This window comes from Paraburkholderia unamae, from assembly GCF_003096875.1.
In the GTDB taxonomy this organism is placed as follows: Bacteria; Pseudomonadota; Gammaproteobacteria; order Burkholderiales; family Burkholderiaceae; genus Paraburkholderia; species Paraburkholderia unamae.
Genome location: NZ_QEOB01000018.1, coordinates 75,700 through 100,102, shown reverse-complemented (window position 1 = coordinate 100,102; position 24,403 = coordinate 75,700). Strand labels below are relative to the sequence as shown.

Below are 24,403 nucleotides of genomic sequence, written 5' to 3'. Positions count from 1 at the left end.
TAATGAAAACAGAAGAGAAAGTTGTGGTGGGTGGCCCGGACAAACAGTATCGGGATCGCGTAGCGGCCTCCAACTGGCAGATCCAGTGCTGCACGGCGTGCGAGAAATTCGTGTTTCCGCCGCGCGTTGCATGCCCGAGCTGCGGCAACCTCGAACTCGAATGGAAGACGCCTTCGGGTGCGGGTACCGTCTATTCGACGACGACCATGCGCCGTCCTGCCGAAGCGGGCGGTGACCAGAACCTGTCGCTCATCGATCTGGTTGAAGGGCCGCGACTGATGAGCCGCATTGTCGACGCCGATCTGGATGCGATCGAATGCGGCGATCAGGTTCAGGCATTTATCGGTGAGATCAAGGGCGAAGCGCTCGTGATGTTCCGTCCTGTGGATTCCACGACCGGGGAGGCAAAGTAATGTCGGTTTCACAGTTTCGCGGCAAGACCGCCATCGCCGGTATCGGCATGGCCGGCCTCGGCTCGGCGGCCGGTTTCACCGAACTCGAAATCCTGAGCGCAGCGGCGCACAAGGCGGTTGCCGATGCGGGGCTCAAGATGTCGGACATTGACGGACTGGCCACGGCCAGCGTCTCGGCATCGATGTGGGGGATGCCGGTCGCTGAATATCTGGGAATCCGTCCCGGTTATCTGAACTCGACCATGATCGGCGGTTCGAGTTTCGTTGCGCATCTTTGGCCTGCCGTTCAGGCGCTAATGGACGGCACCTGCAACAACGTGCTGGTGTGCTATGGCTCGACGCAGAAGACGAGCACGATGAACCGCGCCAAAGGTGTGGAGATGCGCAAGTCGCTCGATCCGCAGCCGTTCGAAAATCCGTATGAGCCGATGTTTCCGATCAGTTCCTACGCGCTGGCCGCGAAACGGCACATGTATCAATACGGCACGACGCGCGAGCATCTGGCAGAGGTTGCGGTCGCAGCGCGCAAGTGGGCGAAACTGAACCCGCTGGCTTATAGCCGTGACGATCTGACGATCGAGCAGGTGCTCAATGCCCGCATGGTCAGCGACCCGTTGACCGTGCGTGACTGCTGCCTGCTGACGGACGGGGCCGGTGCCTTTGTGCTGCGCCGGGCCCCGGAAGCCGAAGCCGGTCCGCAAAAGCCGGTCTACGTGCTCGGCAATGCCACGGAAGTCTGGCATCGCCAGATTTCCTGCATGGAAGATCTCACGGTCACCTCGGCCTCGGTATCGGCCGCACGTGCCTACGAGATGGCGGGCCTGGGCCCGAAGGATGTGGATCTGGCGATGCTCTACGACGCATTCACCATCAACACGATCCTGTTCCTCGAAGACCTCGGGTTCTGTCCCAAGGGTGAGGGCGGCCGCTTCGTCAGCGACGGGGCAATCGCTCCGGGCGGACGGCTGGCGGTCAACACGAACGGTGGTGGCCTGTCGTTCACGCATCCCGGCATGTATGGCATCTTCCTGATCATCGAGGCTGTGGAGCAAATTCGCGCTCAGGCGGGCGCGCGGCAGCAGGCCGGGATCGATGTTGCGATCGTGCAGGGCAATGGCGGCACGCTATCGAGCCAGAGCACGGCGCTGCTGGGTTCGGCTGCAACGGTGTAAGGGAAAAAGGCGCGGATACCCATTCCGCGCCTTTTCTTTTACGCATCCACGAACGTTACGAATTCATCGATCGGGGCGCTTTCACATTGCGTGTTCCCACCAGCCGCGGGTGTTCACGTTAGCGGCGTCGGCGAGCGCTTCCAGCTCCGCGATGTCGCCGCTGGTGAGCGTGATGCGGCCGGCTCGGACCAGACTCTCGACATAGTAGGGCCTGGTGACGCCGATGATCGGTGTCGTGCCCTTGGCGATGGCCCACGCTGCCGCGACATCGGGAGCTTCGGCGCCCTGGCGCTGGCCGATCGAGGCGAGCTTGTCCGTCAGCGCCTTCAGTCGAGGCAGGATACTGTTGTAACTTTTCGCCCGGTTGCTGCCTTCCGGCAGCGGGTTCTCCGGACGGTACTTGCCGGTCAAGGCGCCTTGTTCGAGCACCATGTAGGCGAAGAACGGGATGCCCTGGTTGCGGCAGTAGTCCAGGATCCCGGCTTGCTCGGAGCTGCGGTAGAGGAGGCTATAGTGGTTCTGGACGGCTTCGACCCGGAACCCGGCTTCGCCAAGGATCTGGTCGGCGAGCTGGATTTCGCTCAGGTTGTGATTCGAGACGCCGACATGTTTGACCTTCCCGCTCTTCAGCAATGGAATCAGGTACGGGGTCCACCGCGGCACATCGGCTGGATTGTGAATCCAGTAGAGATCGATATAGTCGGTGCCGAGGTTGGCCAGACTCTGCTCCAGCATGTCCGCCACCGGATCATCGCTGGTTCCCGCGATCTGCGGAGTGAACTTCGTCGAGAGCTGGTAGTCGCTGCGGGGGTAGCGCTTGAGCACCGCCCCGAGTGCGGTTTCGGAACGGCCCATGCCGTACACCCGGGCGGTGTCCCACAGGGTGAACCCGGCCGCATGTGCTTTGTCGGCGATCGCTTCCAGGTCAGCCTGCGTCAGGTGGCTGCCAAAGTAGCCGTTGCCAGTCTCGCCGCTGTCGCCCCAGGCCCAGGTGCCTAGTGCGACTGTGGGAGTTTTCAGATTATCGATGGTCATGTTTGCTCCATAATTGTTGCGCGGCCAGGTTCGCTGCGACCCGTGGCACCGCTAGCACTGTGATGTGCGGCGACGCCGAACCGTTAGCCTGATGCACCGAAATCACTGCCCAATCCTCCAGAAGCCTCGGTTTGCATGGCCATCCTGCCGCGCTTGCGGTCCTGCCGCGCGCGTGCAATGGTGCAATCTATGAAAACACTGACCGAACTCGCGGCCCTGATTGGCCGACACGTCACGGGCGATGGCTTTCACGCCACCCCCATCGAACGCGTGACGCTTGTTCAATCCTCCACGGTAACGATGCCGATGCCGAGTGTTTACAGGCCGCAGCTGTGCCTCGTCGCGCAAGGGCACAAGGAGGTTACGCTGGGCGAGCGCGTGTTCAGATATGCACCGGGGCGCTATGGAGTCGTCACCTACGACCTGCCGGCGATGGGCCATGTGATCGAGGCGACGCCTGACAAACCCTATCTCTGCCTGTACTTCGATTTCGATCCGGTCATGCTGGGAGAATTGGCGTTGCGCGTGCCGCCGCCGCCGGAAACGCCGTCCCCGCCTATCGGCAAGACCGTGTCCAACGCGGGCGCCGCTCTGCTCGACGCGGTGCTACGCCTGCTGCGCCTGCTCGACGATCCGGCAGCGCTGCCCGTGCTCGGGCCACTTGCGGAGCAGGAAATTCTCTATCGCCTGCTCGCCGGGCCGGACGGCGCCAGGATGCGCCACATCACCTTCAGCCAGGGGCGGGTGGCGCTGGTCGGCCGCGCCATCGCGTGGATCGGGAAGAATTTTCGGGAACGATTCAGCATCGAGCAGCTTGCCTCGGAAGTCGGTATGAGTCCGTCGAGCCTGCACGAGCATTTTCGCGCCGTGACGGCGATGACGCCGCTGCAATTCCAGAAGCAGCTCAGGCTACAGGACGCGCGCAGCCTGATGCTGGTCCAGGCCATCGACGTCACGACTGCTGCGCTCCGTGTGGGCTACGAGAGCCCGTCGCAGTTCAGTCGCGAATATCGCCGCCACTTTGGAGAACCGCCTGCGCGTGACATCGCCCGCTTGCGCGCATCGGCGGGCGTGGCAGGGGTCGCTTGAGTCTGGGCGATTCGGCACGTCGAGCGTTGTGATAGCAACAAAAGTAATCAATACGATGTTCGCAACGTCCTGCACGGAGCTACCTTCGCCTAAGAGGCGCTGACCAGGGGCGAACTGTTCGGCCGTAAGCCCTGGCGGCAGGCCGAATGCCCTCGACAAAAAATGGCGTGCAGTATGACCGCTTTGGCCTGGCGTATCCTGAGGCCCCCCCTGGACGCCCGACATGCTTGAGCGTCAAAACATGTGGTAAATCCCGATGCTGGCGCCAAGTTGCCCCGCGCCGAGCAGTGTCTGCGTTTGGGTATCGATTCCCATGTTGCTCGCGGCCGTGTTCCAGACCTTGCCGATGTTCCCGTACAACGCCGTTCCTTTGCTAAGCAGGTATTGGGTTTGAAAGGCCACCGAAGTTGGTCTCGCGTCGATGCCGGTGACCTGCTGGTGGTACACGCCGAGCGCGACGAACCACGCGGCGCTTAGGCGTTCGGTGGCGCCGGTCCAATAGAGATTCGAGTTCTGCACCTGACCACCCACGATCGTGCGCAAATGACGGTAGCCCACAAACAGCGACGTGTCCTTGAACGTATATCGCCCGGCGGCCGCAATCCGCTGCGCGCGTTCACCCGTCGTCGGGGCGGTGATCGAGAGGGCGGGTACGAAGAGCCCTAGCTCGTACTGATTGGCGACGAGCGGGCCGTGAATGTCGTCGTAGACGAGCGCGACCATCGCGGTCCTGGTCGTGTAGTCGATGGACGCCGAAATCTCCTTCGAATTTCCCGCTGCGCCTGCCGTCGTTCCGAGCGGTGCGTCGACCGCATCGTGCCCGAAGCTGTACACCACGTTTTCGTGAAACGGGCCGTCGGTACGCGTATAGCGAACGCCGTTGTCGACGCGCGAAGTGAAGCCGCCGTCCTGCGTAAGCAAGCTCACGTTCGATCCCAATAGCGGGTCGAGATAAAGCAGGACGTCGTAGAGCGGCGTATAGACCCGGCCGAAGATGATCTTGTTGTTGTCGTTCGCCAAACCCACCCACGCCGATCGCCCGAACAGCCGGCCGCCTTGCAAGGACGCGCCCGTATTCGGATTGAGACCCGCTTCCAGCTTGAAAATGGCCTTCACGCCACCGCCCAGGTCTTCGGACCCGCTCAATCCGATCAGACTGCCATAGACCTCGCCCGAGCCTGACTGCACGACGGAGTGGTGCGTTTTCTGGGCGTTCGTGACGTATTCGATGCCGGCGTCGACGATGCCGTAGAGCGTGACGCTGCTCTGTGCCGACGCGAGGGTGGGCATCATCGATATGAATAGTAGTGCTATCGAAATGGTGGAAATTTTTTTCATGGTCTATGAATGAGCACGATTGACTTGTTCTTGTAGATTGCGTTTTTCGCGTTGACGGGGCCGGGCACTCAGGACTGCTTCGCCACGGCGTCCGCGTCCGCGTGGGCCGGGCAGGGCTCTTTCGCACCGAGACGCCGGGTGGAAGACAGGTACATCAGGATCACCGCGCCGACGCAGGACACGCCAAGCACGGTCACGAACGCGGTAAGCAGGCCATGCGGATCGCCCGCCATCCTGTCGCTGAGCGCGCCAACCGCCGCCGGCCCGAGGCTGGCGCCGATCATGTAGTTGGACATCAGGAACACGCCGGTGGCGCGCCCACGCATGCGGTTGGGCACCACGAGCTGGATGGGCGTCACCATGAACGTCGTGGCGACGGAGAACACCGCGACCTCGCAGGCGTAAAACCAGTACGCTGCGGTCGGCGTATCGACGTGCATGAAGGCGGCGATCAATGGAATCTGCATTGCCAGGACGATCGAAAGGCGGCGCAGCAGCGGGCTGAGCAGATCCCGGTTGTTCAGGTTGCGCAGCAGCAGTTGCGAAAGGAAGCATCCACTCAAGCCGACCACGAGGAACATCACGCCGAGCGGCCGGCCGATGGTCGACGCCGTGCCGAAACCTTCGCGGATCATCACGCTCGGGAACCACGTCAACAGCACGAACAGGCCCGACGAAATGAACACCCATCCCGCGTAATAGAACACCAGTTGCGAAGAGCCGGAGAGCATCTTCAACGTGGCACGCGTGGAGATGTCGTTTTCGTGGCCGCCGACCTCGCGGCGCTTAGGTTCGCGTATCAGCAAGAGCAGGGCGGACAAGATCAGGCCGGGCAGGCCCAGCACGATAAATACCGCTTGCCACGGTGCGAAATGCCCGGCCATCGGCAAGGCGATGCCGCCGGTATCGGTGAAGTGCCGTAGCGCGACGCTGCCGAGGATGAGCGCCATGCCGCCGCCGACGTAAGGCCCGGTGTTATAGACCGAGGTGGCTCTCAACAGCGCGCGGCCCGATAGCATGTCGGAGAGTATCGAGTACGCTGCGGGCGAGCAGCCCGCTTCGCCCATCGCCGTGCCCGTGCGCGCGACGAAAAACTGTCCGAAGCTGCCGCTCAGCCCGCACGCGGCCGTCGCCATGCCCCAGACGGCGACGCAGGCCGCGGCGATCCTCACGCGGTGGTAGCGATCCACCAGCCAGCCGAGCGGAATGCCCGCGAAGGCGTAAAACGAGCTGAAGGCGAGGCCCTGAAGCATGCCGATCTGCGTATCGCTCATCGAGAAGGCGTGGCGGACCGACTCGAACAATAAAGGCAGGATTTGCCGGTCCATGTACGAGAAAGCGAACGATAAGGCCAGCAATCCCGTGGCCACGATGGTGCGCCACGCCGGTACGCCGGAGCGCGGGCCATGCTCATAATCACTCATGTTTTGCCTTCGAAAGATGGGGTTCGGTGCGGTAAATCGGGGTCGTCGCCCGCGCTCAGGCGGATAAGGTTTTCGCTTCGCCCTCGAAGAGGTACGAAAGCAGCGCGGCGCCTGTCCTGATTCCGTTGATGAAGCAGTCGATGCGCATGTTTTCATTCGGTGCGTGATTCGCCTGGTCCGCATTCGCATAGGGGATGAGAAACGCGGGCAGCCGCAGCGCTTTCGTGAATACATAGTCCGGCAAACTGCCGCCAACCAGCGGGTACAGAAATGGTTTCGTGCCTTGCGCCCTTTCGATCGCGTTGACGATGTTCTTCGTGTAGGCCGACGTAATCGGCGTTTTGGAGGGCGTCATGCTGTTCAATCGAACCACTTCGACTTCGGGCGCGTGACGCGCCACGTGCGCGACGATCAGATCGAAGACTTCGTCGGGGGTCTGCGATTCCACCAAGCGCATGTCGCATTTCACGAAGGCCGAGCCGGGAATGATCGTCTTCATGCCGCGACCGCCGTATCCGCCATGAAAGCCGTTGATCGTCAGGGTGGGGTGGAACATCAGGCGTTCGAAGTATCCGCGCGCCAGCGGTTGGTCGAGTCGCGTCAAGCCCAGTCCGGCGAGCACGCCCTCGATGTCGATCGGCAATCGCTCGATGGCCGCGCGTTCTTGCGCGGTCGGCGGATCGACGTGATTGAGGAGGCCGTCTATGGTGATCTCGCCGGCCGGGCTCTTCATGGTCGACAGCAGATGCACGAGGGTCCACACCGGATTCACGACGATGCCGCCGAAATTCCCGGAATGGACGTCGTGTTTCGCCCCGCGCGCGTGAAGCTCGAAAGTCAGCAGGCCGCGTACGCCGAACTGCACGACAGGCGTGCCCGAAGGATGCAGCGATCCATCGGCGGTGATGACGAGATCGGCCTTCAGGCGCTCGCGATGCTTGAGCGCAAACGGCAGCAAATTGGGGCTACCCACTTCCTCTTCGCCGTCGAGCATGAAAATGACGTTGCAAGGCAGGGTGCCGTGAACCTTCAAATGCGACTCTACCGCGAGGATCTGGGCGAAATGCTGCCCTTTGTTGTCGCCGATGCCGCGCGCGAAAATGCGCTCGTCGCGAATGGTCGGCGCGAACGGCGGTGTGAGCCAGGCGTCGAGCGGGTCGGGCGGCTGCACGTCGTAATGGCCGTACAGCAGCACGGTGGGGCCGCCCGGTTTTCCATTCCATTTCGCGAGCACGACGGGATTGCCGTCGGTGGGCAGAATTTCAGCCTCCAAACCGATCGCGAGGAACGCATCGCGCAGCAGCGTGGCCACTTCGTCGATACCGACACCCTGAGCGCTGATGCTCGGATGCGATGCGTAGTCCATCAGGCGCGTGATGAACGGCTGCTTCTGCTCGTCGATATACCGCAATACCGCATCCAGCGGGTCGTTTCCTTCTGCATGCAAGACTTCCATGTTTTCCCTTGATTCCACTGTCTCTGGTTTCGGCGCGCAGCAATGCGGGAAAAGGGGCTGAATCATCGGAGATGGATCGCCGCTGTCCCGAAGTGCTCGAAGTGGATATCAATGTAAGTGCGTCAATTTCTTTGTAATTGACATCACGGGACACGCATTTTCCAGAATGGGACGCGCGCTCCGGGGAAAAACCCTGATGAAGTCGAACGGGCGGAAGGGGAAGACGTCGACGTGGGCGCTGTCCAAAACAGACAGCGCCTCACGGAATTTCAGATCAACGCGAAGGAAGAGGGACCTGTCGCGCGCGGCAATACGCTATTGAACCGCGAGGCGATGCTTGCGCTTCCACTCCGAAGCGCTGCATCCGAAACTGCTCTGGAACCATCTGGAAAACGAGCTCAGACTGCCGAACCCGACCGCTTCCGCGACCTCGGCCAGAGGTATCGAATTCAGCTCGATCATTCGCTTGGCAGCATCGCTTCGCACCTGCTGCAACAGCGCCGAATAGGAAAGCCCCTGGCTCGCGAGCCGCCGGTGCAGCGTGCGGCGGTTCATGCCCAGAATTTCGGCCAGCGTGTCGGCGTTGCAATTCGAATCGTGCAACTGCTGGCTCATGATCTGGGCGACGCGCACTTCGAAATGATCGGGCGCGCTCATGAGCGTTTGCTCGATCAGCGTTTTGGCCTGTCGCCGGAGCACGGCCGGAGACGCCGTGACTTTCAGGCTCAACGCATCGCGCCCCAGCAGGATGCCGCTGATGACCTGGTCGTAGCGCGTTTCGCAGCGAAAGAAGGCGCTTTGCGTGATGGCGTGAGTTTGACGCGAATGTTCATGGCAAACCGCTGCGGGGTTCCAGTCGGAACCGACAAGCCAGCGAATGAGCTGGACCAGTCCACAAGCGGCGAATTCCATCACCTGCGTCGTCGGGTAATCGGAAAAGATCCGAAACGAGAGAAACGGATTGCCGAAGCGTGTATCCAGGCCGACGTAAATGCCGTCGCAATGATGGTGCAAATGCGCGGCGTGCGTGCGCAGCGCGTCGCCTAGTGTCTCTTCTTCACGCAGCAGCAGGCTGACGAGCCCGTAGTCGGGAACGCCGCGCGCAACCGCTACACGTGAACCGAAATCGTTGCGGCCCGACTCGGTGGCGGAGAGATCGAGCAGCCGGACAAAAGCGTCCAGCGGAATGAGGCTGTCCGGGTGGTCGGCGAAATCTTTGCTCAAGCCCACGCGGCTGAGCATGGCTTCGCCGTCGATGCCGACTTCGCATGCCGCCTTCAGATAGCCAAACAACGTACCGCTTCTCACGACTCTTTTCACTATGCCGCCTCCATGCTCCGCGAACTGTTTTGCAGATCGTGTCTTTATTAGAAAAGCCGGTGTCCCAAATTGTCAACTGGAAAATAAACGGCTCTTTTACAGTCGTCGACGTGACGCGGCGATGGCAGGCCTGACTCCCTTGGCCGGCCGGCATTTGCATGCATGCCACGCGCCAACCCGCTTCGATTCAGTGTTTACCCGCAGCCATTGCGCGCGCGGCGTTTCCTTAACCTTGAGTTGCGCACAAGCGCACGATGAGAGTCCCCATGACCGAAGAGAGCACGATGCAACCCTGGCAATGGCCGGAATCCGAATGGCGCAGACGCGTCAACCGCGTTCGCGCGGGGCGCAGATTCCGACCGAAAACGTGGCAGGGCGGCGCGAAACTCGCCGTGGCGTTGTCGTTTGATTCGGACCACGAAACGAACGAGTTGCGCGACGGTGGGGTGTCCATCAATCGTCTTGCGTGGGGGCAATATGGTCATCGCGTGGGCGTGCCTCGTTTGCTTGCGCTGCTGGAAAAGCACGACGTGCGTGCGAGTTTCTACGTGCCTGCGGTCACTGCGCTGCTGTATCCGGACGAGCAGCGGCGCATCGTGGGTGCCGGACACGAAATCGGCGTGCATGGCTGGATTCATGAACTCAATTCGAAGCTGGCGCTCGAAGACGAGCGCGATCTTCTTTCGCGCTCGCTCGACACGCTGGAGGCGGTGACCGGCAAACGCCCGACGGGATTTCGTTCGCCATCGGGCGACTTTTCGGAGAATACGCTTCAGCTTTTGCGCGACCTCGGTTTTGTCTACGACTCCTCGCTGGGCGCCGACGACGACTGCTATGAACTCGATTTGAACGGCGTGCCCTCGGGCGTGGCGGAAATTCCGTTCGACTGGGTTCGCGACGACGCCGTGTATTTCCTGATGCATCGCTTCCAGGGGCTGCGCCCTTATACGCCACCGACCGGTGTATTCGACATCTTCAAGCGCGAACTGGACGCGGCGTACGAAGAAGGCGGCCTGTTCGAACTGACGATGCATCCGCACGTCATCACGAACCGGTCGCGCATCTGGATACTCGACGAACTGATCAAGTATGCGAAGAGTCTGCCCGGCGGCGTGTGGTTCGCGCGGCACGACGAAGTCGTCAACTATGCCTTGCAGCACGCACACGCGTAACCGGAGTCATTTCATGAAAGTGTTGATTGCAGGTTTCAAGCACGAAACCAATACGTTCGCGCCGGATCTCGCCCCCTGGTCCGCCTTCGAGGCCGGTGAGATTTTTCCGTCGGCCGTGCGCGGCGAGCCGATGCTCGCCATGCTCGACAAGGTACCGGTGCCGGGCATGGGTTTTTTACGCTTCGCACGCGAACAGGGGTGGGAAGCCGTGCCGAGCCTCTGGTGCGGCGCGGTGCCGTCGTCATACGTCACCGCCGAGGCGTTTGAAAAGATCTGCGCGGAAATCTGCGCAGATGTGAAAAGCAAGCAGTTCGAAGCAATCTACCTGGACCTGCACGGCGCCGCGATGGCAGAGGGTGTCGACGACGCGGAAGGCGAACTGCTGGCCCGTGTGCGCGCGCTCGCTGGAGACGACATCCCGATCGTCGCGAGCCTCGATCTGCACGCGAACGTCACGCATCAAATGCTCGCTTGCGCTGATGCGCTGCTTTCGTTTCGCACTTACCCGCATATCGACTATGTGGAAACCGGCGCACTGGCGGCCGAGGCGTTGCGCCGCCGGCTCCTGCATGGCCGCCGCGAAACGATTTACTGTGCGAGGTTGCCGTTCCTGATTCCGGTGAACTCGCAGAATACGACCTTCGGCAAGCCGAAAGCGATTTATGACCGCCTGGCGCAAATCGACGTCGAGCTCGGCACCTTGTCGAACTTTTGCATGGGCTTTCCATCCTCGGATTTCGCGGAATGCGCGCCGATGATCTGGAGTATCGGCGAAAGGGCGCAAGAGGCCGTTGCGCAACTGGAGGCGATGGCGAGCGAGCCCACGCAATGGCGGCTAAACGTGTATTCGGCGCAAGACGCCGTGAAGGAAGCCATCCGGCGCAACGAGGCAACCGACAAGCCGGTGGTGATCGCCGACACGCAGGACAACCCCGGCATTGGCGGCACGGGTTCCACAACGGGCATGCTGCACGCGCTGCTCGAAGCGCGCGCGGGGGCGGTGTTCCCGCAGCGCGTCGCGGTGGCTGTCATGAACGATCCGGCGTTCGCGGCTCAAGCCATCGCGGCTGGCGTCGGCGCGCGTTTTCGCGGGCGCCTGGGCCAGCCGTCGATGCTGTGGGATGGGCCCAGCGATCCGCCAGTGGAAGGCGAGTTCACGGTCAAGGCCGTGAGCGATGGCCAGGTGACCTACAAGGGGCCCAAGATGACGGGGTTCCTCGCCGAGTTGGGGCCTTCCGCTTGCGTCGAAATCGACGGCGTGCTGGTCGTCGTCGCGAGCGCGAAAATCGGCGCGCAGGACCGGGAGCTTTTCCGTTTCGTCGGCGTGCATCCGGAGCAGATGAAGATCATGGTGGTCAAGAGCAGCAACCACTTTCGCGCCGACTTCGCGCCGCTTGTCGAAAACGAGCGCACGGATATTTTGACCGCCAAGGCGCGCGGCGCGATGGCGGTGGATCCCGGCGATCTGCCGTGGCAAAAGCTGCCGGACACGATCCGTCGCCGACCTTGAGGCACACACGGGTAATAAGCGAACAAGGCTGGCGGAGAACCCGGCGGCCATATCGCGAGTTATGCCTCGGCGGCGGCGATCTTCGAGCGGGGTAAAGCGGAGTCAAGGATGGCACGCGTGCGCTGCAAGTTGCGCGTGATAGCCACTCCCGCGCGCGCCACCGTCAACCGGCAGGCAAAAAACCATCCTCGACAAAAAACCGCCTGCGCGCCGCTTCATCCGACGGCGCCTCCGGCCCGAGCCCCCGCAGATCCGGCACGCGATCGGGCTCCATTGCGAAGCACGGCAGGATTCTGGCGCGGCGCTCGTCAGCGATCTTGCCTCGTTCATAGAGCAACTGGGTGAGCCAATCGTGCACACGATGCAGCGCACCGTAATACCGGTCATGCTCGAACGCATACGCGTGTGCCGCGGCCTCCCAGTCGTCGTTCGCAAGCAAACGGTCACGCAGCACCCTGACGTCGCGCAGCGTCAATGCCAGCCCGCTTCCCCACGACGGGTCGCTTGCCCCCGCCGCATCCCCGATCAGGACCACGCCCGCGTCGCAGGGATGATCGACCCAGCTATCGGCACCCGGATAGGCCGCCAGCGGTCCAATCGCACGCGCATGCTCGAACCAGTCGCGCGGCACGCCAGTCTCGACACACGCGTCCACGAGTTCGCCGATGTGCGCATTGCCACTGATGGGATGCGTGCGCTGTCCTATCCATGAGACAAAATACGTGCGAAACCGCTGGCCGCCGATCGGATAGATCAGTGCAGTCTGGCCCAATGCCGGGCGCTGGAAGTGGTGAATTGCGTCTTCAGGCGCATCCAGTCCCTCGTACAGGACCCCGGCCACCATGAGTCGTCCGGCATCCTGATTCAAGGAAAAGCCCGCGGTTCGGCGCACCATCGACCTGCGCCCGTCAGCGCCGACCACGAGCCGCACCTTCACCCGCTGCTTCCCCGCGGCCGTCTGGATCTCGGCAACGGGTGCCTTGCCCGGCATCTCCCCGGGCTCGATGCTCACGACCTCGGCGCCGCGCAGGACAATCGCCCCCGACGCTTGCGCCGCGTCCAGCAGGGTGCGCTGCATCGCCGGATGATAAAAGTCCAGACACACGGTACGCGCGGGCGTGGTGGCGGCAAAATCCCGGCAATCGTCTGGGTCCGCTCCGGCGTAGCGCTTCCAGAAGGGCACCGCGTGCGCGCCGTCATCGAGCAGCAGACGCTCGATCCCGAGCGTACGGGCCTCGACCACGCCCCACGGAAAGATGCCTTCGCCACGCACGCGGTCCCTGAACGTCGTTTCGCGCTCGACAATGAGCGTGCGCACTCCGGCACTTGCCAGTGCACGGCCGAGCGCGGCGCCGCCAAGGCCGCCGCCCACGATCAGGACGTCGTAGCTGCACGGTGTCATGGGGAAACCTCCAAGCCCTCGCCGCGAGGCGAGCGCCAACGTCAGCAAACTGACGTTGGATGGAGCGCGCTGGCGTGGCAGCGCGTTCGTTTCCGGGAATTATGCGCCGCGCATGAGTCGGCGGGTATGGGAATGTTTCGGTCTGGCGTCACGCTGTGTGGGGCGTGAACGGGGACGGTTGGCACTCAGTGGCGCGACGCTCGCTCACCGAAGCGCGGCACTTCCGAGCGCGGCTCACTCTCCTCCGGCTGCCCCTGTTGACGCTGTGCGGACGCTTCGCGATCGAGGCGTCTGCTGTCCATCGTCGTTCGCCGTTCCCTGGTGAGCACTCGGCGTAGCTTGGACTTGATCATGGTCCTTCTCCTTTTCGTTGGCCTGGACAAGGTCAGGGTACAGGTGCAAACAACGGGAGCGCAATCCCCTGGCGGCGTCGCGACGACCTCTGTTGCCTGAGCGGCCTGTGCAGCAGGTGCCATGGCTTCGAAACCGCGCCCAGCCGTGACCTTATGCCGCAAAGCAGAAGACCGGCTAAAAGCGGTCGATCATCCCGAACTGGACGCCTCTCACGGAAGCCCCCGGCCAGGAAGGCGTGAGCCCGGTGACGTTCACGCCTCTGAGTGTGAATTCAGCTTGACCACGATTACGGAGCCAGCCGGCGCTCGCATAGAGCAGGACACGCTTCGAGAGATCGTATTCGCAAGCCGCACTAAACTGGTCGGCGTCGTTGTCACCTCCCGACTGGTCGCGCAGCCAGGTGTAGCCGAGCGACGCTCGAAGGCGCGCGCTCACAGCGTAGCGGGCTGACGCGGACACGCCGGCGTTGTGGTAGCGCGGCGTTCCGCCGTCGCCGTTGAACCAGGAAAGGAATCCGGTAACCGGTCCCCACGCGTACGAGATCCCTCCGAGGTTCGCGCGCAACGCGCCGCTACCGTGGGTTTGCTGATGCGCGTACGAGAGGCGCAGCGGGCCGTTGTGCCACGCGAATGTTTCGATGTGGCCTGCCAGCCCGTTGCCGTCGCCGTCCTGTGCATCGCGCAGCGAGACCATGATGCTGGTGGAAAAGCCGTGCACTTCGGGCGACAGGTAGGTGAGTGCGTTGCTTTCGTAGGGCGTGATCTTCGAGAGATTGTTCAGACCTGAGGCGATGGTGCCGGCGCCGAAGGCGTCGAGTTGCCCTTTGAATGGAATGTATATTGGGGAGTACTGACGGCCCATGCGGAGCGTGCCGTAAGCCGTGCCCACGCCGATCCACGCCTGACGGTTGAACATCGTGTTCGCGACCGCATAGGTGCCATCCGTTGAGCCGAAGCCATTTTCAAGGTCGAACAGAATCTTGACGCCGTTGCCGATATCCTCGGCGCCGCGCAAGCCCATTCGCGAACCGCGATAGGCGCCGGAATCCATGCGCGCAACATAACCCGCGCCAGGATTCGTCAGTTCGATGCTCGTGTCGAGTGAGCCGTAGAGCGTCACGGCGCTTTGTGCGTGGGCGGGCGAGGTGTGAGCAGCGATTGCCGTCGCGGCAAAGCCCACGCGCAGGACAAGACCCATGGTCCTCGCGGGTCGATCTGTCCTGCGACCGGATACGGGGGCGTGACATGGGCGAGCGCATTGCAACGCGCGGTATACGAGGGAGGAACGACTCATTCGGAATGGAGGAGACGAGCGCGCAGGCAAACCCTGCGATCGCGCCGTTGCGATTCGCAAGGCTGCGAGAAGCCCCGAAAAAAAGAGCGGGGGAGGCATACCGGTCACCCGTATGCCTCCCCCGAGGGAACGTGCGAATGCGACGCTTACGGGTGGCCGGGCAACGCGTAGGCAATCACGTAATCGCCGCGATCCGGCGACTGGCGCGCGCCGCCCGCCGAAATGACGATGTACTGCTTGCCGTCGATGGCGTAGCTCATCGGCGTGCCCTGGCTACCCACCGGCAGACGCGCCTTCCACACTTCCTTGCCCGTCGAGCTGTCGAACGCGCGCAGGTAGTAATCCTGCGTTGCCGCGAAGAACACGAGACCGCCGGCCGTCGTGAGCGAGCCGCCGATGGTCGGCATGCCGATCGGCGTGGGCATGTGCATCTGCACGCCATAGAGGCGCGTGTCCTTCACCGTGCCGAGCGGCACTTGCCATGCGATGCTGCGCGTTTTCAGGTCGACAGCGGTGAGGCTGCCGAACGGCGGCTTCTGGCAGGGAATGCCGAGCGGCGAGAAGAAGCGGTCCTTGAGCACCGAGTACGGCGTGCCGCCGAGCGGCACGGCGCCCATGCCCGCATTCACCGCTTCGTTGCCGTCCGACGCGCCGCCACGGTTCTTTGCCTTTTCGAGGTGGACCCAGAGACCGAGGCGCATGTCGTTCACATAGATCATGTCCGAGTTCGGGTCATACGAAAGCCCGCCCCAGTTCATGCCGCCGAGCGAGCCCGGGAAGCTCAGCGAGTGGTCGGTGTCCGGCGCGGTGAAGAGGCCGTCGTAGCGCATGCCCCGGAAAATCACGCGGCACATCAACTGGTCGATCGGCGTCACGCCCCACATGTCCGAATCCTTGAGCACGTCAGCGCCGATCTGCGGCATGCCTACCGAGAGCGGCTGCGTCTTCGCATACGGTTCGTTCGGAATCGTCGCGGGCTTGACCGGATGTTCGACGACCTGCGTGAGCGGCTTGCCGGTGAGGCGGTCGAGCACGAACAACTGGCCCATCTTCGTGCCGACGATCAGGGCCGGCACCCGCTTGCCGTCCTGCGTCGGGAAGTCGATGAGCGTCGGTTGCATCGGGACGTCATAGTCCCAGAGGTCGTGGTGAACGGTCTGGAAATGCCACTTCTCGGCGCCCGTGGTGGCGTCGAGCGCGAGGATCGATGCGCCGTATGTCTCGTCGAGCGCGGTGCGCTTCACGCCCCACAGGTCGATGGCCGCATTGCCCACCGGCATGTAGACCGTGTTCGACGTCGCGTCGTAGGTCATCGGCGCCCAGACGTTCGGCGTCGAGCGCGTGAAGGTCTTGCCTTGCTCCGGCGCCGCATGGTCGTCCGGATTGCCCGGATCGAACGCCCACTTCATTTTGCCGGTCATCACGTCGAAGCCACGGATCACGCCGCCGGGCATGTCGAGCGTGACGTTGTCGGCAACCCGCCCGCCCGTGACCACGGTCGTGCCCGCGACGGTCGGCGCCGAGGTGAGCTGGTACAGCGGGCTTTTCGCCTTGCCCAGTCCCGCCTTCAGGTCGATGATGCCGTGATCGCCGAAATCGTCGCACAGCTTGCCGGTGTCGGCGTCGAGTGCAACGAGCTTCGCATCGATCGTGTTCATGAAGATACGGCGGCGGCAGGCAGCAGGGTCGCCAGCGGGGGCGATCGGCGAAACCGGCGTCGAACCCGTCGCTGTGGGCTGCACGAGCGGCTTGGTCGCGTCGAAGTACGCCAGGCCGCGGCAGCGCACCCACACCGTGGTGTGGGTCGCAAACGCGTGGCGCCACTTCTCGGTGCCGGTTGCGGCGTCCACGGCGATCACCGTGTTGTGCGGCGAGCACAGGAACAGCGTCTTGCCGACTTGCAGCGGCGTTTCCTGGTCTTCCGAGCCGCCGCCGTCCGGGCTCATCGGCGTGTCGCCGGTGTGGAAGGTCCATGCGACCTGGAGGTTCTTCACGGTGTCGCGATTGATCTGCGTGGCGCCCGCGAAACGGTCGCCGCCGGCCGAGTGGCCGTAGGCGGTCCAGTCTTCGGTGCCGGCGTTGCCGGCCGCGGCCGTGGGCGTTTCGGTGCCGAACTTGCCGTGCGGCACGAACATGCCGTAGATAAACGCGGCGTTGCAGACCAACAGCACGGCGGCCAGAGCCCACGCCGCGCCGCGCGCGGGCGCTTTGCCTTCGCCGCGGCGCAGCACGGGCCAGAACGGCGCGAGCAGCATGCCGATCATCGAGAACATGAAGATGCGCGTGTTGAGCGGCCAGAAGTCGAAGCCGGCTTCCCACACGGCCCACAGCGCCGTGGCGATCAACATCACGAGGTAGATCACGAACGCACTGGAGCGGCGCCGCGCGAGTTGCACGCCGGTCGTGCAGAGCGCGAGGCCCGCCAGCAGGTAGTACCAGCTACCGCCGCGCGCGATCAGCATGCCGCCGCCGATGGTGAAGTAAAGCCCCAGAAGCAGGCCGACCAGTCCTGCCAGGGTGAGACCCGTCCGGGTCAAGACAGAGAGGGGTTCCGTGTTGGATTGCTTGGACATGCGTGTCTTTTCGTTGTTACGCCGGGTTGGCTTCGAAGGCGGGAGGAGGGCGCAGTGCGTACGCCTCGCGCGCTTTTTCCGCTGCGCCTGCGGCGAAGCGCCGCCTGTTCGTGCAGGCGGGTAAAGTTCTAAAATTAACCAGATAGTACATTTTAAGATCAAATCCAAAACTCTGCCCGCAAACTTGCACCGGTTTGCGTGGGTGTGCGTGGGTGTGCGTCAGTTCCGGGCGGCGGCAGATCCGGCACGGTCACGACCCGTTTTTTACAATGCGGCAAGCATGCCCGGAAAAATTAAATCTATTTTCATTTTCCGGACAGCTATTCATTACATGCGACTCAGTAAGGTGAAGCATTCAGAGGAAATCATCCGAATCCTTATTGCTTACTGGATAGAAACATGAGATCGCATTCACGTACCGTCATTGCTTTCGCCGCGATGTTCTGGAGTCTTTCGGCTTTCGCTGCTCCTCGGCTTACGCAGCAGCAGTGCCATTCCTATCCGTTTCAGCGGGTCGCGGGCACCGTCACGCACGCGCAGTTGATGGGCGAACTGGGGGAACTGGAGGACCGAGGCTACCGCCCCGGCTCCGACGATGCGATCTACCCGGCCGATCTGAACGCGGCGCAACAGCAGCTCGACAACGACTATCGCGCGGATTGCCTGCGCAGGCAGCCCGCGACCTGAGCACGCCCCGCCGAACCTGCAACGCACGCATGAGCCGCCCGCCTTGCGGGCACAGTCAGAAAGCGATCGCCAGCCCGCACATCGCCACGAACTGATTGGGCGTCGACGACGGCGTGGTGTTTTGCGAGTCCCCAACAATCGGTCTCGCCGCAATGATGTCGCCGCTTCCCCCGGCGCCGAGCGTGTAGCCGGAGGCATGCTGATAGGCTTGAAGCGCGTACAGCGTGGTCCGTTTGGAGAGGTGGTACATCTCCTTCAACGAAACCTGATGGTAACGTGCGGCGTCGTCGATTCCATTCGCAGACGAAGCCCGCGTGTAGCTGTACCCGGCCGACACTTCCAGCGGCACGCTGACTCTATAGCTTGCGAGCGCGCCATAGGTGTTGAACACTGCGGCGTCGTTGAAAAGCGAGTGGCTGTCCGGCCGGTAGATCACATTCGAATAGTTCAGGCCAAGCACGAGCCTGCCTGCCGTATAGTTCATCGCGGCCGCAACCTGCTGGACCCGGCGCGCGGATAGATAGCCGTTGTTCAGCTCCGAGTGCGGGAATTGCGCGCTGGCATTGGGATCGAAGCCGCCTGCGTAGTCGGTGTTATTCATGCTCAGATATCCGGCGGCGATCGAAAGCGGGCCGCCGTCGTAGCGCAGGGCCGCACTGATAAGACTGCCGCGTTGCAGGCTGCCCGCGACGCCGCCGAAGCCATATTGCGCGCTCGCGCGCAAACCGTGGAAGGCCGGCGACGTATAAACCACGGAGCTGTTCGCGCGAATATCCGTGTCGAATCCGTCGATGTCGCCCGGATGCGCCCCGGTTGCTCCGCTTAGCCAGCTTACGGGCCCGAGCGTGCCGACGAGCATGTAATACGGCGTGTACTGACGACCCAGCGTCAGCGTGCCCCATCGGGTGTCCTGCAAGCCGACAAAGGCGTAGCGGTTAAAGGCCAGCCCGGCCGTTTGCTGGGCGCCGGTTCCGGGATCGAAACCCTCCTGCAAGTCGAAAACCGCGCTCAAGGTCGAGCTCAGCGCCTCCGTTCCCTTGAGTCCGAATTTGGAGGCATAGAGATTGCCTTGCCGCATATAAATATTCGAACTGCCTTTCTGATTGCTCGACCAGGTGATTGCCTCATCGACATTTCCGTAAAGCATCACGCTTTCTTGAGAAAATGCGGATTGGGCCGAAAACGCCGCGCCAATCAAAGCCGCCCCAAGCCCAAGGGGATATTTGAAATCCAAAGTCATTTTCATCCAGTTTCATTATTCGCGATGACGGACGCGACGTGGCATCGCGCGTCCAGGCGAACGTGATTCGGCCCGAATAATGAGCACGTCACCGCAGTCCGTTATCGGCGCGAAATTTTAACTGAATGGTTAGTTTTGAGGGCTGGCGACCGCAGCTGCCTCCAGCGGCGCTAGCGAAACGCCTGCAACTGTCCGCTCATCATTTGCAGCATCTTGTTCGCGGCGACCGAGAGCCTGCGCCCGACGCGGGTGACAAGATGCGCCTCCGCGTTCTCCAGGATCGGATGCGCGATCCTCACCGCGAAGACTTCCTTCGCCCGCAGCTCCGTGGCCGCCGCGAACGCGGGCATGACCGCAACGCCAAGCCCGGCCTTCACGAATTCCTTGAGGATCGCGAACGAATTCGTCGTCACGCTCGGGACCAGTCGGACATGCTCCGCATACTCGACCGCTTCGAGCATTTGCCGGATGCCGTACGACGGATGGGCGGCCGCGAGCGGAAACGTCGCGAGCTGCTGCACAGAGAGCACGGGGTAGCGCTCGCGCTCGAAGCCGGGGCCGACGATCGCCATCATCGGCTGCTGCTTCGACGCGCGCGAGACGAGCTTCGGTTCGGCGGGCGGATTGTAGACCAGGCCGATTTCGCCTTCGTCGTTGACGATCTTGCGGATCACGTCGTTCGTGCCGCCCACTTCGAGGTTCACGCGGATGCCCGGGAACTGGCGGCAGAACTGCTGCATCGGCCCGGAGAGCATGTCGGAGACGAAGCCCTCGCCAAGTACGACGTCGACACGGCCCGTTTTGAGGCCGCGCAGCTCTTGCAGGTGGGAGAGCAGGTCGTCGCGATGCGCAAGCTGCTCGCGGAAGTACTCGATCACGTAGCGCCCGGCCTCGGTGGGCGTGACGCCGCGCGCGTGCCGCTCGACAAGCGTCGCATCGAGCTCCTTTTCCAGCAGCGCGATCTGGCGGCTGACCGCGGACGGCGCGACGTCGAGCCAGTCGGCCGCCGCGCGGATCGTGCCGCAGCGCACCGCTTCATAAAAGTAGACGATCCGGCTGTCGGTCAGCGTGTTGCCCATGATGAATCGCGTGAGTGTTCTAAAAAAGTGAACACTTTTAATAATGGAGTGGATTGATTATACGGTCCGGCCAGTCGAAGATGACCGCCCGCCCTTGCCGCACAGGCGCGAGGGCGATGAACGATACCGGGCCAAAACGGGGCCGGATGCAACGGGAGACTGGGATGGAGCAAACAATGGGGATCGGGCGCGAAGTGGCCGGAGGCGCCGGTGGCGCGGGCATCGCGAAGGTCATGCTGTACGCGGCGGGGATCCTGCTGATCGCGCAGGGCATCGGGTCGTTCACGTTCACGATCGGGCCCGGCAAGGTCGTGTTGCTGCCGATGATCTGGGCACTGCTGCTGGGCGCCGCGCTCGGCCTCTTCAGCGCGCGCTGGAAAAGCGCCGCGCGGCTCGACACGTCGAATCAGTTTCTCGCGGCCGCGATCCTGCAACCGGCGCTCCTCTTGTTCGTCGCGAAGCTCGGGCTGATGGTCGGCAGCGCGTTGCCCAAGCTCGCGGCAGCCGGCTGGGCGCTTGCCTTCCAGGAGTTCGGCCATTTCGTCGGCACGATCCTGCTCGGCTTGCCGCTCGCGCTGCTGCTCGGCATCAAGCGCGAGGCGATCGGCGCGACGTTCTCCGTGGGCCGGGAGCCGAGTCTCGCGATCATCGGCGAGAAGTACGGGATGGCGTCCCCTGAAGGGCGTGGCGTGCTCGCCGAATATCTGACCGGCACCGTGTTCGGTGCGGTGTTCATTGCCGTGTTCGCGGGCTTTGTCGCGAGCCTCCACATTTTCGACCCGCTCGCGCTGGCGATGGGTTCGGGCGTAGGCTCCGGCAGCATGATGGCTGCGGCCTCGGGCGCGATTGCGGCGCAGCAGGACCCGGAGACCGCGAAATCGGTGCTCGCGTTCGCCGCCGCCAGCAATCTGATCACGACGACGATCGGCACGTATTTCACGCTGTTCATCTCGCTGCCGCTCGCGGTGCTGGGCTATCGCGTGCTTGAGCCGCTGATCGGCCGGACGACGAAGGCCTCGACGGACGCGGCCGCGACAGCGAGCCCGGCGCTCGGCGACGTGCAGACCGAGGCGCCCGCGCTCGGCTACAGCACGCGGTTGCTCGTGTGGGTCGTGACCGCCGCGATGACGCTCGCCTGCGACTGGATCGCGCACGGCACGACGCCGCTCGTCGGCCTGCCGGGCATGGCGATCACGGTCGGCGCGACGATCATCGGCGATGCGGTGGCGCGCATGACCGGCAACAAGATTCCCGCCGTTTGCTGGGTGTCGGTGGTCGCCATGCTCCTGACCTCGCCGTGGTGCCCCTGGGCGCCGCAAATCGCGGCGTTCGGCGCGCACAACGACTTTCTCAACGTGACGACGCCGATGCTCGCCTTCGCGGGCCTGTCGATCGCGAAGGATATTCCGGCGTTCCGCCGGCTCGGCTGGCGCATCGTGCTCGTCTCGTTCGTCGCCAATGCCGGCTCGTTTATCGGCGCGGCGCTCGTCGCGCAGCTCTTTCACGTCTGAAGCGCTTGTCCATGAAACTGATCGAATCCATCGCGGCGAATGCCGACGAATTGCAGGCCATTCGCCGCGATATCCATGCGCACCCGGAACTGGGCTACGACGTGTTCCGCACCGCCGCGCTGGTCGCCGCACGGCTTGAACAATGGGGCTTCGCTGTCACGCCCAATGTGGGGCGCACGGGCGTCGTCGGCACGTTGACGCGCGGCGCGAGTTCGCGTGCGATCGGCCTGCGCGCGGATATGGACGCGCTGCCGGTGCAGGAGGCGAATACGTTCGCGCACCGTTCGACGGCGGCCGGCGTGATGCACGCGTGCGGCCATGACGGTCACACGGCGATGCTGCTCGGCGCCGCGCGCCATCTCGCGGAGCACGGCCGCTTCGACGGCACGGTTCACGTGATCTTCCAGCCGGCCGAGGAGGCCGGCGGCGGCGCGCGCGCGATGATCGAAGACGGGTTGTTCGAGCGCTTTCCGTGCGACGCGGTATTCGGGCTGCACAACTGGCCCGGCATCGCGGCCGGCGACTTCGCCGTGCGGCCCGGCGCGCTGATGGCGTCGACAAGCCTGTTCAAGATCAGGCTGCGCGGCGCCGGGTGTCATGCCGCGATGCCGCACCTGGGCCGCGACCCGGTGCTCGCCGCCGCGCACCTGCTCACGGCCTTGCAGGGCATCGTCACGCGCAACCGCAACCCGGTCGAGGGCGCCGTGCTGTCCGTCACGCAGATCCACGCGGGCGAGGCGTTGAACGTCGTGCCCACCGACGCGTGGCTCGGCGGCACCGTACGCACGTTCTCGGAGGAGACGCTCGCGCTGATCGAGCGGCGCATGCACACGATCGCGGCGTCGGTCGCGTCCGCGTTCGAGTGCGAATGCGAGGTCGATTTCGAACGCCAGTATCCGGCGACGATCAACGATCCCGCGCAGACGGCGCTGGCCGTCGAGGTGATGCGCGAACTGGTCGGCGAGGACCACGTGAACGCAGCGGTGGACCCGACGATGGCGGCGGAGGACTTCTCGTTCATGCTCAATGCGCGGCCCGGCTGCTACGCATTTCTCGGCAACGGCAGCGGCGATCATCGCTCACCCGGACACGGCGCCGGGCCGTGCCTTTTGCACAATGCGAGCTACGACTTCAACGACGCGCTGCTGCCGGTGGGAGCGAGCTATTTCGTGAAGCTCGTCGAGCGGTTCCTGGGTTGACGTCGGGTTTGGCCAGCGGAATATTGGCCGCATACAATGCTGCGCTTGGCAACTGTCGCGACGTGCGGGGGATCGCATAGCCGTCATGCCGGATTCTCGTACGCAGGGAATCCCGTCCCCCTGACGTCGCCAAGAACATGCAGAAGAACCGGCCTGAAAACGACGGCCCGGAGAGCGGCCCCGCGTCGCCATTCCGTAGCCAGCTCGTCTCGCGTCTCGACCTCGTCACGCTGCGCCTCTTCATCGCCGTCGTGGAAGAGGCGAGCATCGCGAAGGCGGCCGAGCGCGAGCACATGGCGCCGTCGGCGGTCAGCAAGCGGCTTGCGGATCTCGAACTCGCGCTGCGCGTGCCGCTGCTCGAACGGCATCGGCGTGGCGTGACGCTGACCAGCGCCGGAGAAGCGCTGCTCAGTCATTCCCGCCGCATCCTGCGCGATCTGACGCGGCTCGAAAGCGAGATGGCCGACTTCTCGGCGGAGACAAAGGGCGCGCGCGGGCACATCCGGGCGTCCGCGAACGAGTCGGCGCTGTTCGGCTTTTTCCCCGATGCGCTGGGGCGCTTCATGCGGGATTACCCGAGCATCACCGTCGAACTGCGGCCCGATACGAGTACCGGCGTCGTTCACGCGGTACGCGAAGGCGCGGCCGACCTCGGCATTTTCTGGGGCGATCAGCCAGTCGATGACCTCGACGTGATGCCCTGCTACGTGGACCGGCTCGTGGTCGTCGCGCCCGCCAACCATCCGCTCGTCGGGCGCAGGAACCTGCGCTTCGAAGAACTGCTCGACCACACGCTCATCATGCAGGAGCCGTACAGCTCGATCCAGGTGCTCGTGGAGCGCCTCGCGAGCGAGGCGGGGCGGGTACTGCGCTCGCGCATCCGGGTGGCCGGTTTCGACGCCGTCTGCCGCATGGCGCAGGCCGAACTCGGCATCGGCATCGTGCCGGACTATTTCGTCACGGGGCGCGCCGGCGCGATGCACATCGCGGAAATTCCGCTCGACGAGCCGTGGGCCAGCCGCCTCCATAAGCTTTGCATCCGCCAGGCCGAAGAACTCCCCATCGCAACGCGACTGCTCGTCGAATTCCTCACGGCATAACTGCGCCGCTGCTGCGGCGCGGCAATGTCTGCCATC

Annotated in this window: 20 protein-coding genes; 9 read left to right on the top strand and 11 right to left on the bottom strand. The window is 63.6% G+C overall.

Features of this window, described 5'->3' with window-relative positions:
• Window positions 1-2 precede the first annotated feature (2 nt).
• Complete coding sequence (locus tag C7402_RS32145; RefSeq protein WP_112173935.1) at window positions 3-413, top strand: Zn-ribbon domain-containing OB-fold protein; 411 nt, start codon at window positions 3-5, stop codon at window positions 411-413.
• Window positions 413-1,585: a thiolase gene (locus C7402_RS32140; RefSeq protein ID WP_112173934.1), complete on the top strand. Its 1,173-nt coding sequence runs from the start codon at window positions 413-415 to the stop codon at window positions 1,583-1,585. Before C7402_RS32145 ends, C7402_RS32140 begins: the two co-directional genes overlap by 1 nt.
• Window positions 1,586-1,666: 81 nt before the next feature.
• On the opposite strand, the gene C7402_RS32135 is transcribed toward C7402_RS32140, so the two are convergent.
• A complete protein-coding gene (locus tag C7402_RS32135; RefSeq protein WP_116613531.1) occupies window positions 1,667-2,620 on the bottom strand; it encodes an aldo/keto reductase in 954 nt (317 codons plus the stop codon).
• Between the two features lie 189 nt (window positions 2,621-2,809).
• Between C7402_RS32135 and C7402_RS32130 the strand changes: the two genes are divergently transcribed.
• Window positions 2,810-3,709: an AraC family transcriptional regulator gene (locus C7402_RS32130; RefSeq protein ID WP_116613530.1), complete on the top strand. Its 900-nt coding sequence runs from the start codon at window positions 2,810-2,812 to the stop codon at window positions 3,707-3,709.
• Between the two features lie 234 nt (window positions 3,710-3,943).
• Here the strand turns inward: C7402_RS32130 and C7402_RS32125 are convergent, their stop codons facing one another.
• From C7402_RS32125 to C7402_RS32110, 4 genes are all read right to left on the bottom strand, one after another.
• A complete protein-coding gene (locus tag C7402_RS32125; protein WP_112173931.1) occupies window positions 3,944-5,047 on the bottom strand; it encodes a porin in 1,104 nt (367 codons plus the stop codon).
• Between the two features lie 68 nt (window positions 5,048-5,115).
• Entirely contained in the window at window positions 5,116-6,471 is a 1,356-nt protein-coding gene (locus tag C7402_RS32120) for an MFS transporter (RefSeq protein ID WP_165842044.1), read from the bottom strand.
• A 55-nt stretch (window positions 6,472-6,526) separates the two neighbouring features.
• Window positions 6,527-7,927, bottom strand: a complete 1,401-nt coding sequence (locus C7402_RS32115) for a M20/M25/M40 family metallo-hydrolase (RefSeq protein ID WP_116613529.1) — start codon at window positions 7,925-7,927, stop codon at window positions 6,527-6,529.
• Between the two features lie 315 nt (window positions 7,928-8,242).
• On the bottom strand, window positions 8,243-9,235 hold the full coding sequence (locus C7402_RS32110) for an AraC family transcriptional regulator (protein ID WP_133254598.1): 993 nt from the start codon (window positions 9,233-9,235) through the stop codon (window positions 8,243-8,245).
• A gap of 278 nt (window positions 9,236-9,513) precedes the next feature.
• On the opposite strand from C7402_RS32110, the gene C7402_RS32105 reads away from it, so the two are divergent.
• Together C7402_RS32105 and C7402_RS32100 are read left to right on the top strand one after the other, a co-directional pair.
• Window positions 9,514-10,419: a polysaccharide deacetylase family protein gene (locus tag C7402_RS32105; protein ID WP_116613527.1), complete on the top strand. Its 906-nt coding sequence runs from the start codon at window positions 9,514-9,516 to the stop codon at window positions 10,417-10,419.
• Window positions 10,420-10,432: 13 nt separating this feature from the next.
• On the top strand, window positions 10,433-11,929 hold the full coding sequence (locus C7402_RS32100; RefSeq protein ID WP_116613526.1) for a M81 family metallopeptidase: 1,497 nt from the start codon (window positions 10,433-10,435) through the stop codon (window positions 11,927-11,929).
• 163 nt (window positions 11,930-12,092) lie between these two features.
• Here C7402_RS32100 and C7402_RS32095 read toward each other — a convergent pair whose 3' ends face one another.
• The 4 genes from C7402_RS32095 to C7402_RS32085 all read right to left on the bottom strand — a co-directional run bounded on the left by C7402_RS32095 (window position 12,093) and on the right by C7402_RS32085 (window position 17,551).
• Window positions 12,093-13,331 carry an FAD-dependent oxidoreductase gene (locus C7402_RS32095; protein WP_116613525.1) on the bottom strand — a complete coding sequence of 413 codons (1,239 nt, stop codon included), beginning with the start codon at window positions 13,329-13,331 and terminating at the stop codon, window positions 12,093-12,095.
• Between the two features lie 185 nt (window positions 13,332-13,516).
• Window positions 13,517-13,684 (bottom strand): hypothetical protein, encoded by a 168-nt coding sequence (locus tag C7402_RS47170; RefSeq protein WP_165842042.1) that lies wholly within the window; start codon window positions 13,682-13,684, stop codon window positions 13,517-13,519.
• Between the two features lie 175 nt (window positions 13,685-13,859).
• Window positions 13,860-14,882 carry a porin gene (locus tag C7402_RS32090; RefSeq protein ID WP_116613524.1) on the bottom strand — a complete coding sequence of 341 codons (1,023 nt, stop codon included), beginning with the start codon at window positions 14,880-14,882 and terminating at the stop codon, window positions 13,860-13,862.
• 242 nt (window positions 14,883-15,124) lie between these two features.
• Entirely contained in the window at window positions 15,125-17,551 is a 2,427-nt protein-coding gene (locus tag C7402_RS32085; RefSeq protein ID WP_116613523.1) for a membrane-bound PQQ-dependent dehydrogenase, glucose/quinate/shikimate family, read from the bottom strand.
• A gap of 399 nt (window positions 17,552-17,950) precedes the next feature.
• Here C7402_RS32085 and C7402_RS32080 point away from each other — a divergent pair, with 399 nt between their 5' ends.
• The gene (locus tag C7402_RS32080) at window positions 17,951-18,238 is read left to right on the top strand and encodes a DUF4148 domain-containing protein (protein WP_116613522.1); all 288 of its coding nucleotides are present in this window, start codon (window positions 17,951-17,953) and stop codon (window positions 18,236-18,238) included.
• Window positions 18,239-18,293: 55 nt separating this feature from the next.
• Here C7402_RS32080 and C7402_RS32075 read toward each other — a convergent pair whose 3' ends face one another.
• Together C7402_RS32075 and C7402_RS32070 are read right to left on the bottom strand one after the other, a co-directional pair.
• Window positions 18,294-19,484, bottom strand: coding sequence for a porin (locus tag C7402_RS32075; protein ID WP_116613521.1), 1,191 nt, complete (start codon window positions 19,482-19,484; stop codon window positions 18,294-18,296).
• Between the two features lie 164 nt (window positions 19,485-19,648).
• Complete coding sequence (locus tag C7402_RS32070) at window positions 19,649-20,557, bottom strand: LysR family transcriptional regulator (protein ID WP_112173920.1); 909 nt, start codon at window positions 20,555-20,557, stop codon at window positions 19,649-19,651.
• A 164-nt stretch (window positions 20,558-20,721) separates the two neighbouring features.
• Between C7402_RS32070 and C7402_RS32065 the strand changes: the two genes are divergently transcribed.
• The 3 genes from C7402_RS32065 to C7402_RS32055 all read left to right on the top strand — a co-directional run bounded on the left by C7402_RS32065 (window position 20,722) and on the right by C7402_RS32055 (window position 24,367).
• Window positions 20,722-22,068 carry a DUF3100 domain-containing protein gene (locus tag C7402_RS32065; protein WP_112173919.1) on the top strand — a complete coding sequence of 449 codons (1,347 nt, stop codon included), beginning with the start codon at window positions 20,722-20,724 and terminating at the stop codon, window positions 22,066-22,068.
• An 11-nt stretch (window positions 22,069-22,079) separates the two neighbouring features.
• Window positions 22,080-23,267, top strand: coding sequence for a M20 aminoacylase family protein (locus C7402_RS32060; protein ID WP_112173918.1), 1,188 nt, complete (start codon window positions 22,080-22,082; stop codon window positions 23,265-23,267).
• 137 nt (window positions 23,268-23,404) lie between these two features.
• Complete coding sequence (locus C7402_RS32055; RefSeq protein WP_112173917.1) at window positions 23,405-24,367, top strand: LysR family transcriptional regulator; 963 nt, start codon at window positions 23,405-23,407, stop codon at window positions 24,365-24,367.
• Window positions 24,368-24,403 lie beyond the last annotated feature (36 nt).

What these genes read in the sequence shown, in the direction of transcription:
- C7402_RS32125 (WP_112173931.1), bottom strand. Translation starts at nt 5,047, where the DNA reads ATGAAAAAAATTTCCACCATTTCGATAGCACTACTATTCATATCGATG.
- C7402_RS32135 (WP_116613531.1), bottom strand. Translation starts at nt 2,620, where the DNA reads ATGACCATCGATAATCTGAAAACTCCCACAGTCGCACTAGGCACCTGG.
- C7402_RS32065 (WP_112173919.1), top strand. Translation starts at nt 20,722, where the DNA reads ATGGAGCAAACAATGGGGATCGGGCGCGAAGTGGCCGGAGGCGCCGGT.
- C7402_RS32105 (WP_116613527.1), top strand. Translation starts at nt 9,514, where the DNA reads ATGACCGAAGAGAGCACGATGCAACCCTGGCAATGGCCGGAATCCGAA.
- C7402_RS32055 (WP_112173917.1), top strand. Translation starts at nt 23,405, where the DNA reads ATGCAGAAGAACCGGCCTGAAAACGACGGCCCGGAGAGCGGCCCCGCG.
- C7402_RS32100 (WP_116613526.1), top strand. Translation starts at nt 10,433, where the DNA reads ATGAAAGTGTTGATTGCAGGTTTCAAGCACGAAACCAATACGTTCGCG.
- C7402_RS47170 (WP_165842042.1), bottom strand. Translation starts at nt 13,684, where the DNA reads ATGATCAAGTCCAAGCTACGCCGAGTGCTCACCAGGGAACGGCGAACG.
- C7402_RS32145 (WP_112173935.1), top strand. Translation starts at nt 3, where the DNA reads ATGAAAACAGAAGAGAAAGTTGTGGTGGGTGGCCCGGACAAACAGTAT.
- C7402_RS32085 (WP_116613523.1), bottom strand. Translation starts at nt 17,551, where the DNA reads ATGTCCAAGCAATCCAACACGGAACCCCTCTCTGTCTTGACCCGGACG.
- C7402_RS32115 (WP_116613529.1), bottom strand. Translation starts at nt 7,927, where the DNA reads ATGGAAGTCTTGCATGCAGAAGGAAACGACCCGCTGGATGCGGTATTG.
- C7402_RS32060 (WP_112173918.1), top strand. Translation starts at nt 22,080, where the DNA reads ATGAAACTGATCGAATCCATCGCGGCGAATGCCGACGAATTGCAGGCC.
- C7402_RS32140 (WP_112173934.1), top strand. Translation starts at nt 413, where the DNA reads ATGTCGGTTTCACAGTTTCGCGGCAAGACCGCCATCGCCGGTATCGGC.
- C7402_RS32090 (WP_116613524.1), bottom strand. Translation starts at nt 14,882, where the DNA reads ATGGGTCTTGTCCTGCGCGTGGGCTTTGCCGCGACGGCAATCGCTGCT.
- C7402_RS32080 (WP_116613522.1), top strand. Translation starts at nt 17,951, where the DNA reads ATGAGATCGCATTCACGTACCGTCATTGCTTTCGCCGCGATGTTCTGG.
- C7402_RS32070 (WP_112173920.1), bottom strand. Translation starts at nt 20,557, where the DNA reads ATGGGCAACACGCTGACCGACAGCCGGATCGTCTACTTTTATGAAGCG.
- C7402_RS32075 (WP_116613521.1), bottom strand. Translation starts at nt 19,484, where the DNA reads ATGAAAATGACTTTGGATTTCAAATATCCCCTTGGGCTTGGGGCGGCT.
- C7402_RS32095 (WP_116613525.1), bottom strand. Translation starts at nt 13,331, where the DNA reads ATGACACCGTGCAGCTACGACGTCCTGATCGTGGGCGGCGGCCTTGGC.
- C7402_RS32130 (WP_116613530.1), top strand. Translation starts at nt 2,810, where the DNA reads ATGAAAACACTGACCGAACTCGCGGCCCTGATTGGCCGACACGTCACG.
- C7402_RS32120 (WP_165842044.1), bottom strand. Translation starts at nt 6,471, where the DNA reads ATGAGTGATTATGAGCATGGCCCGCGCTCCGGCGTACCGGCGTGGCGC.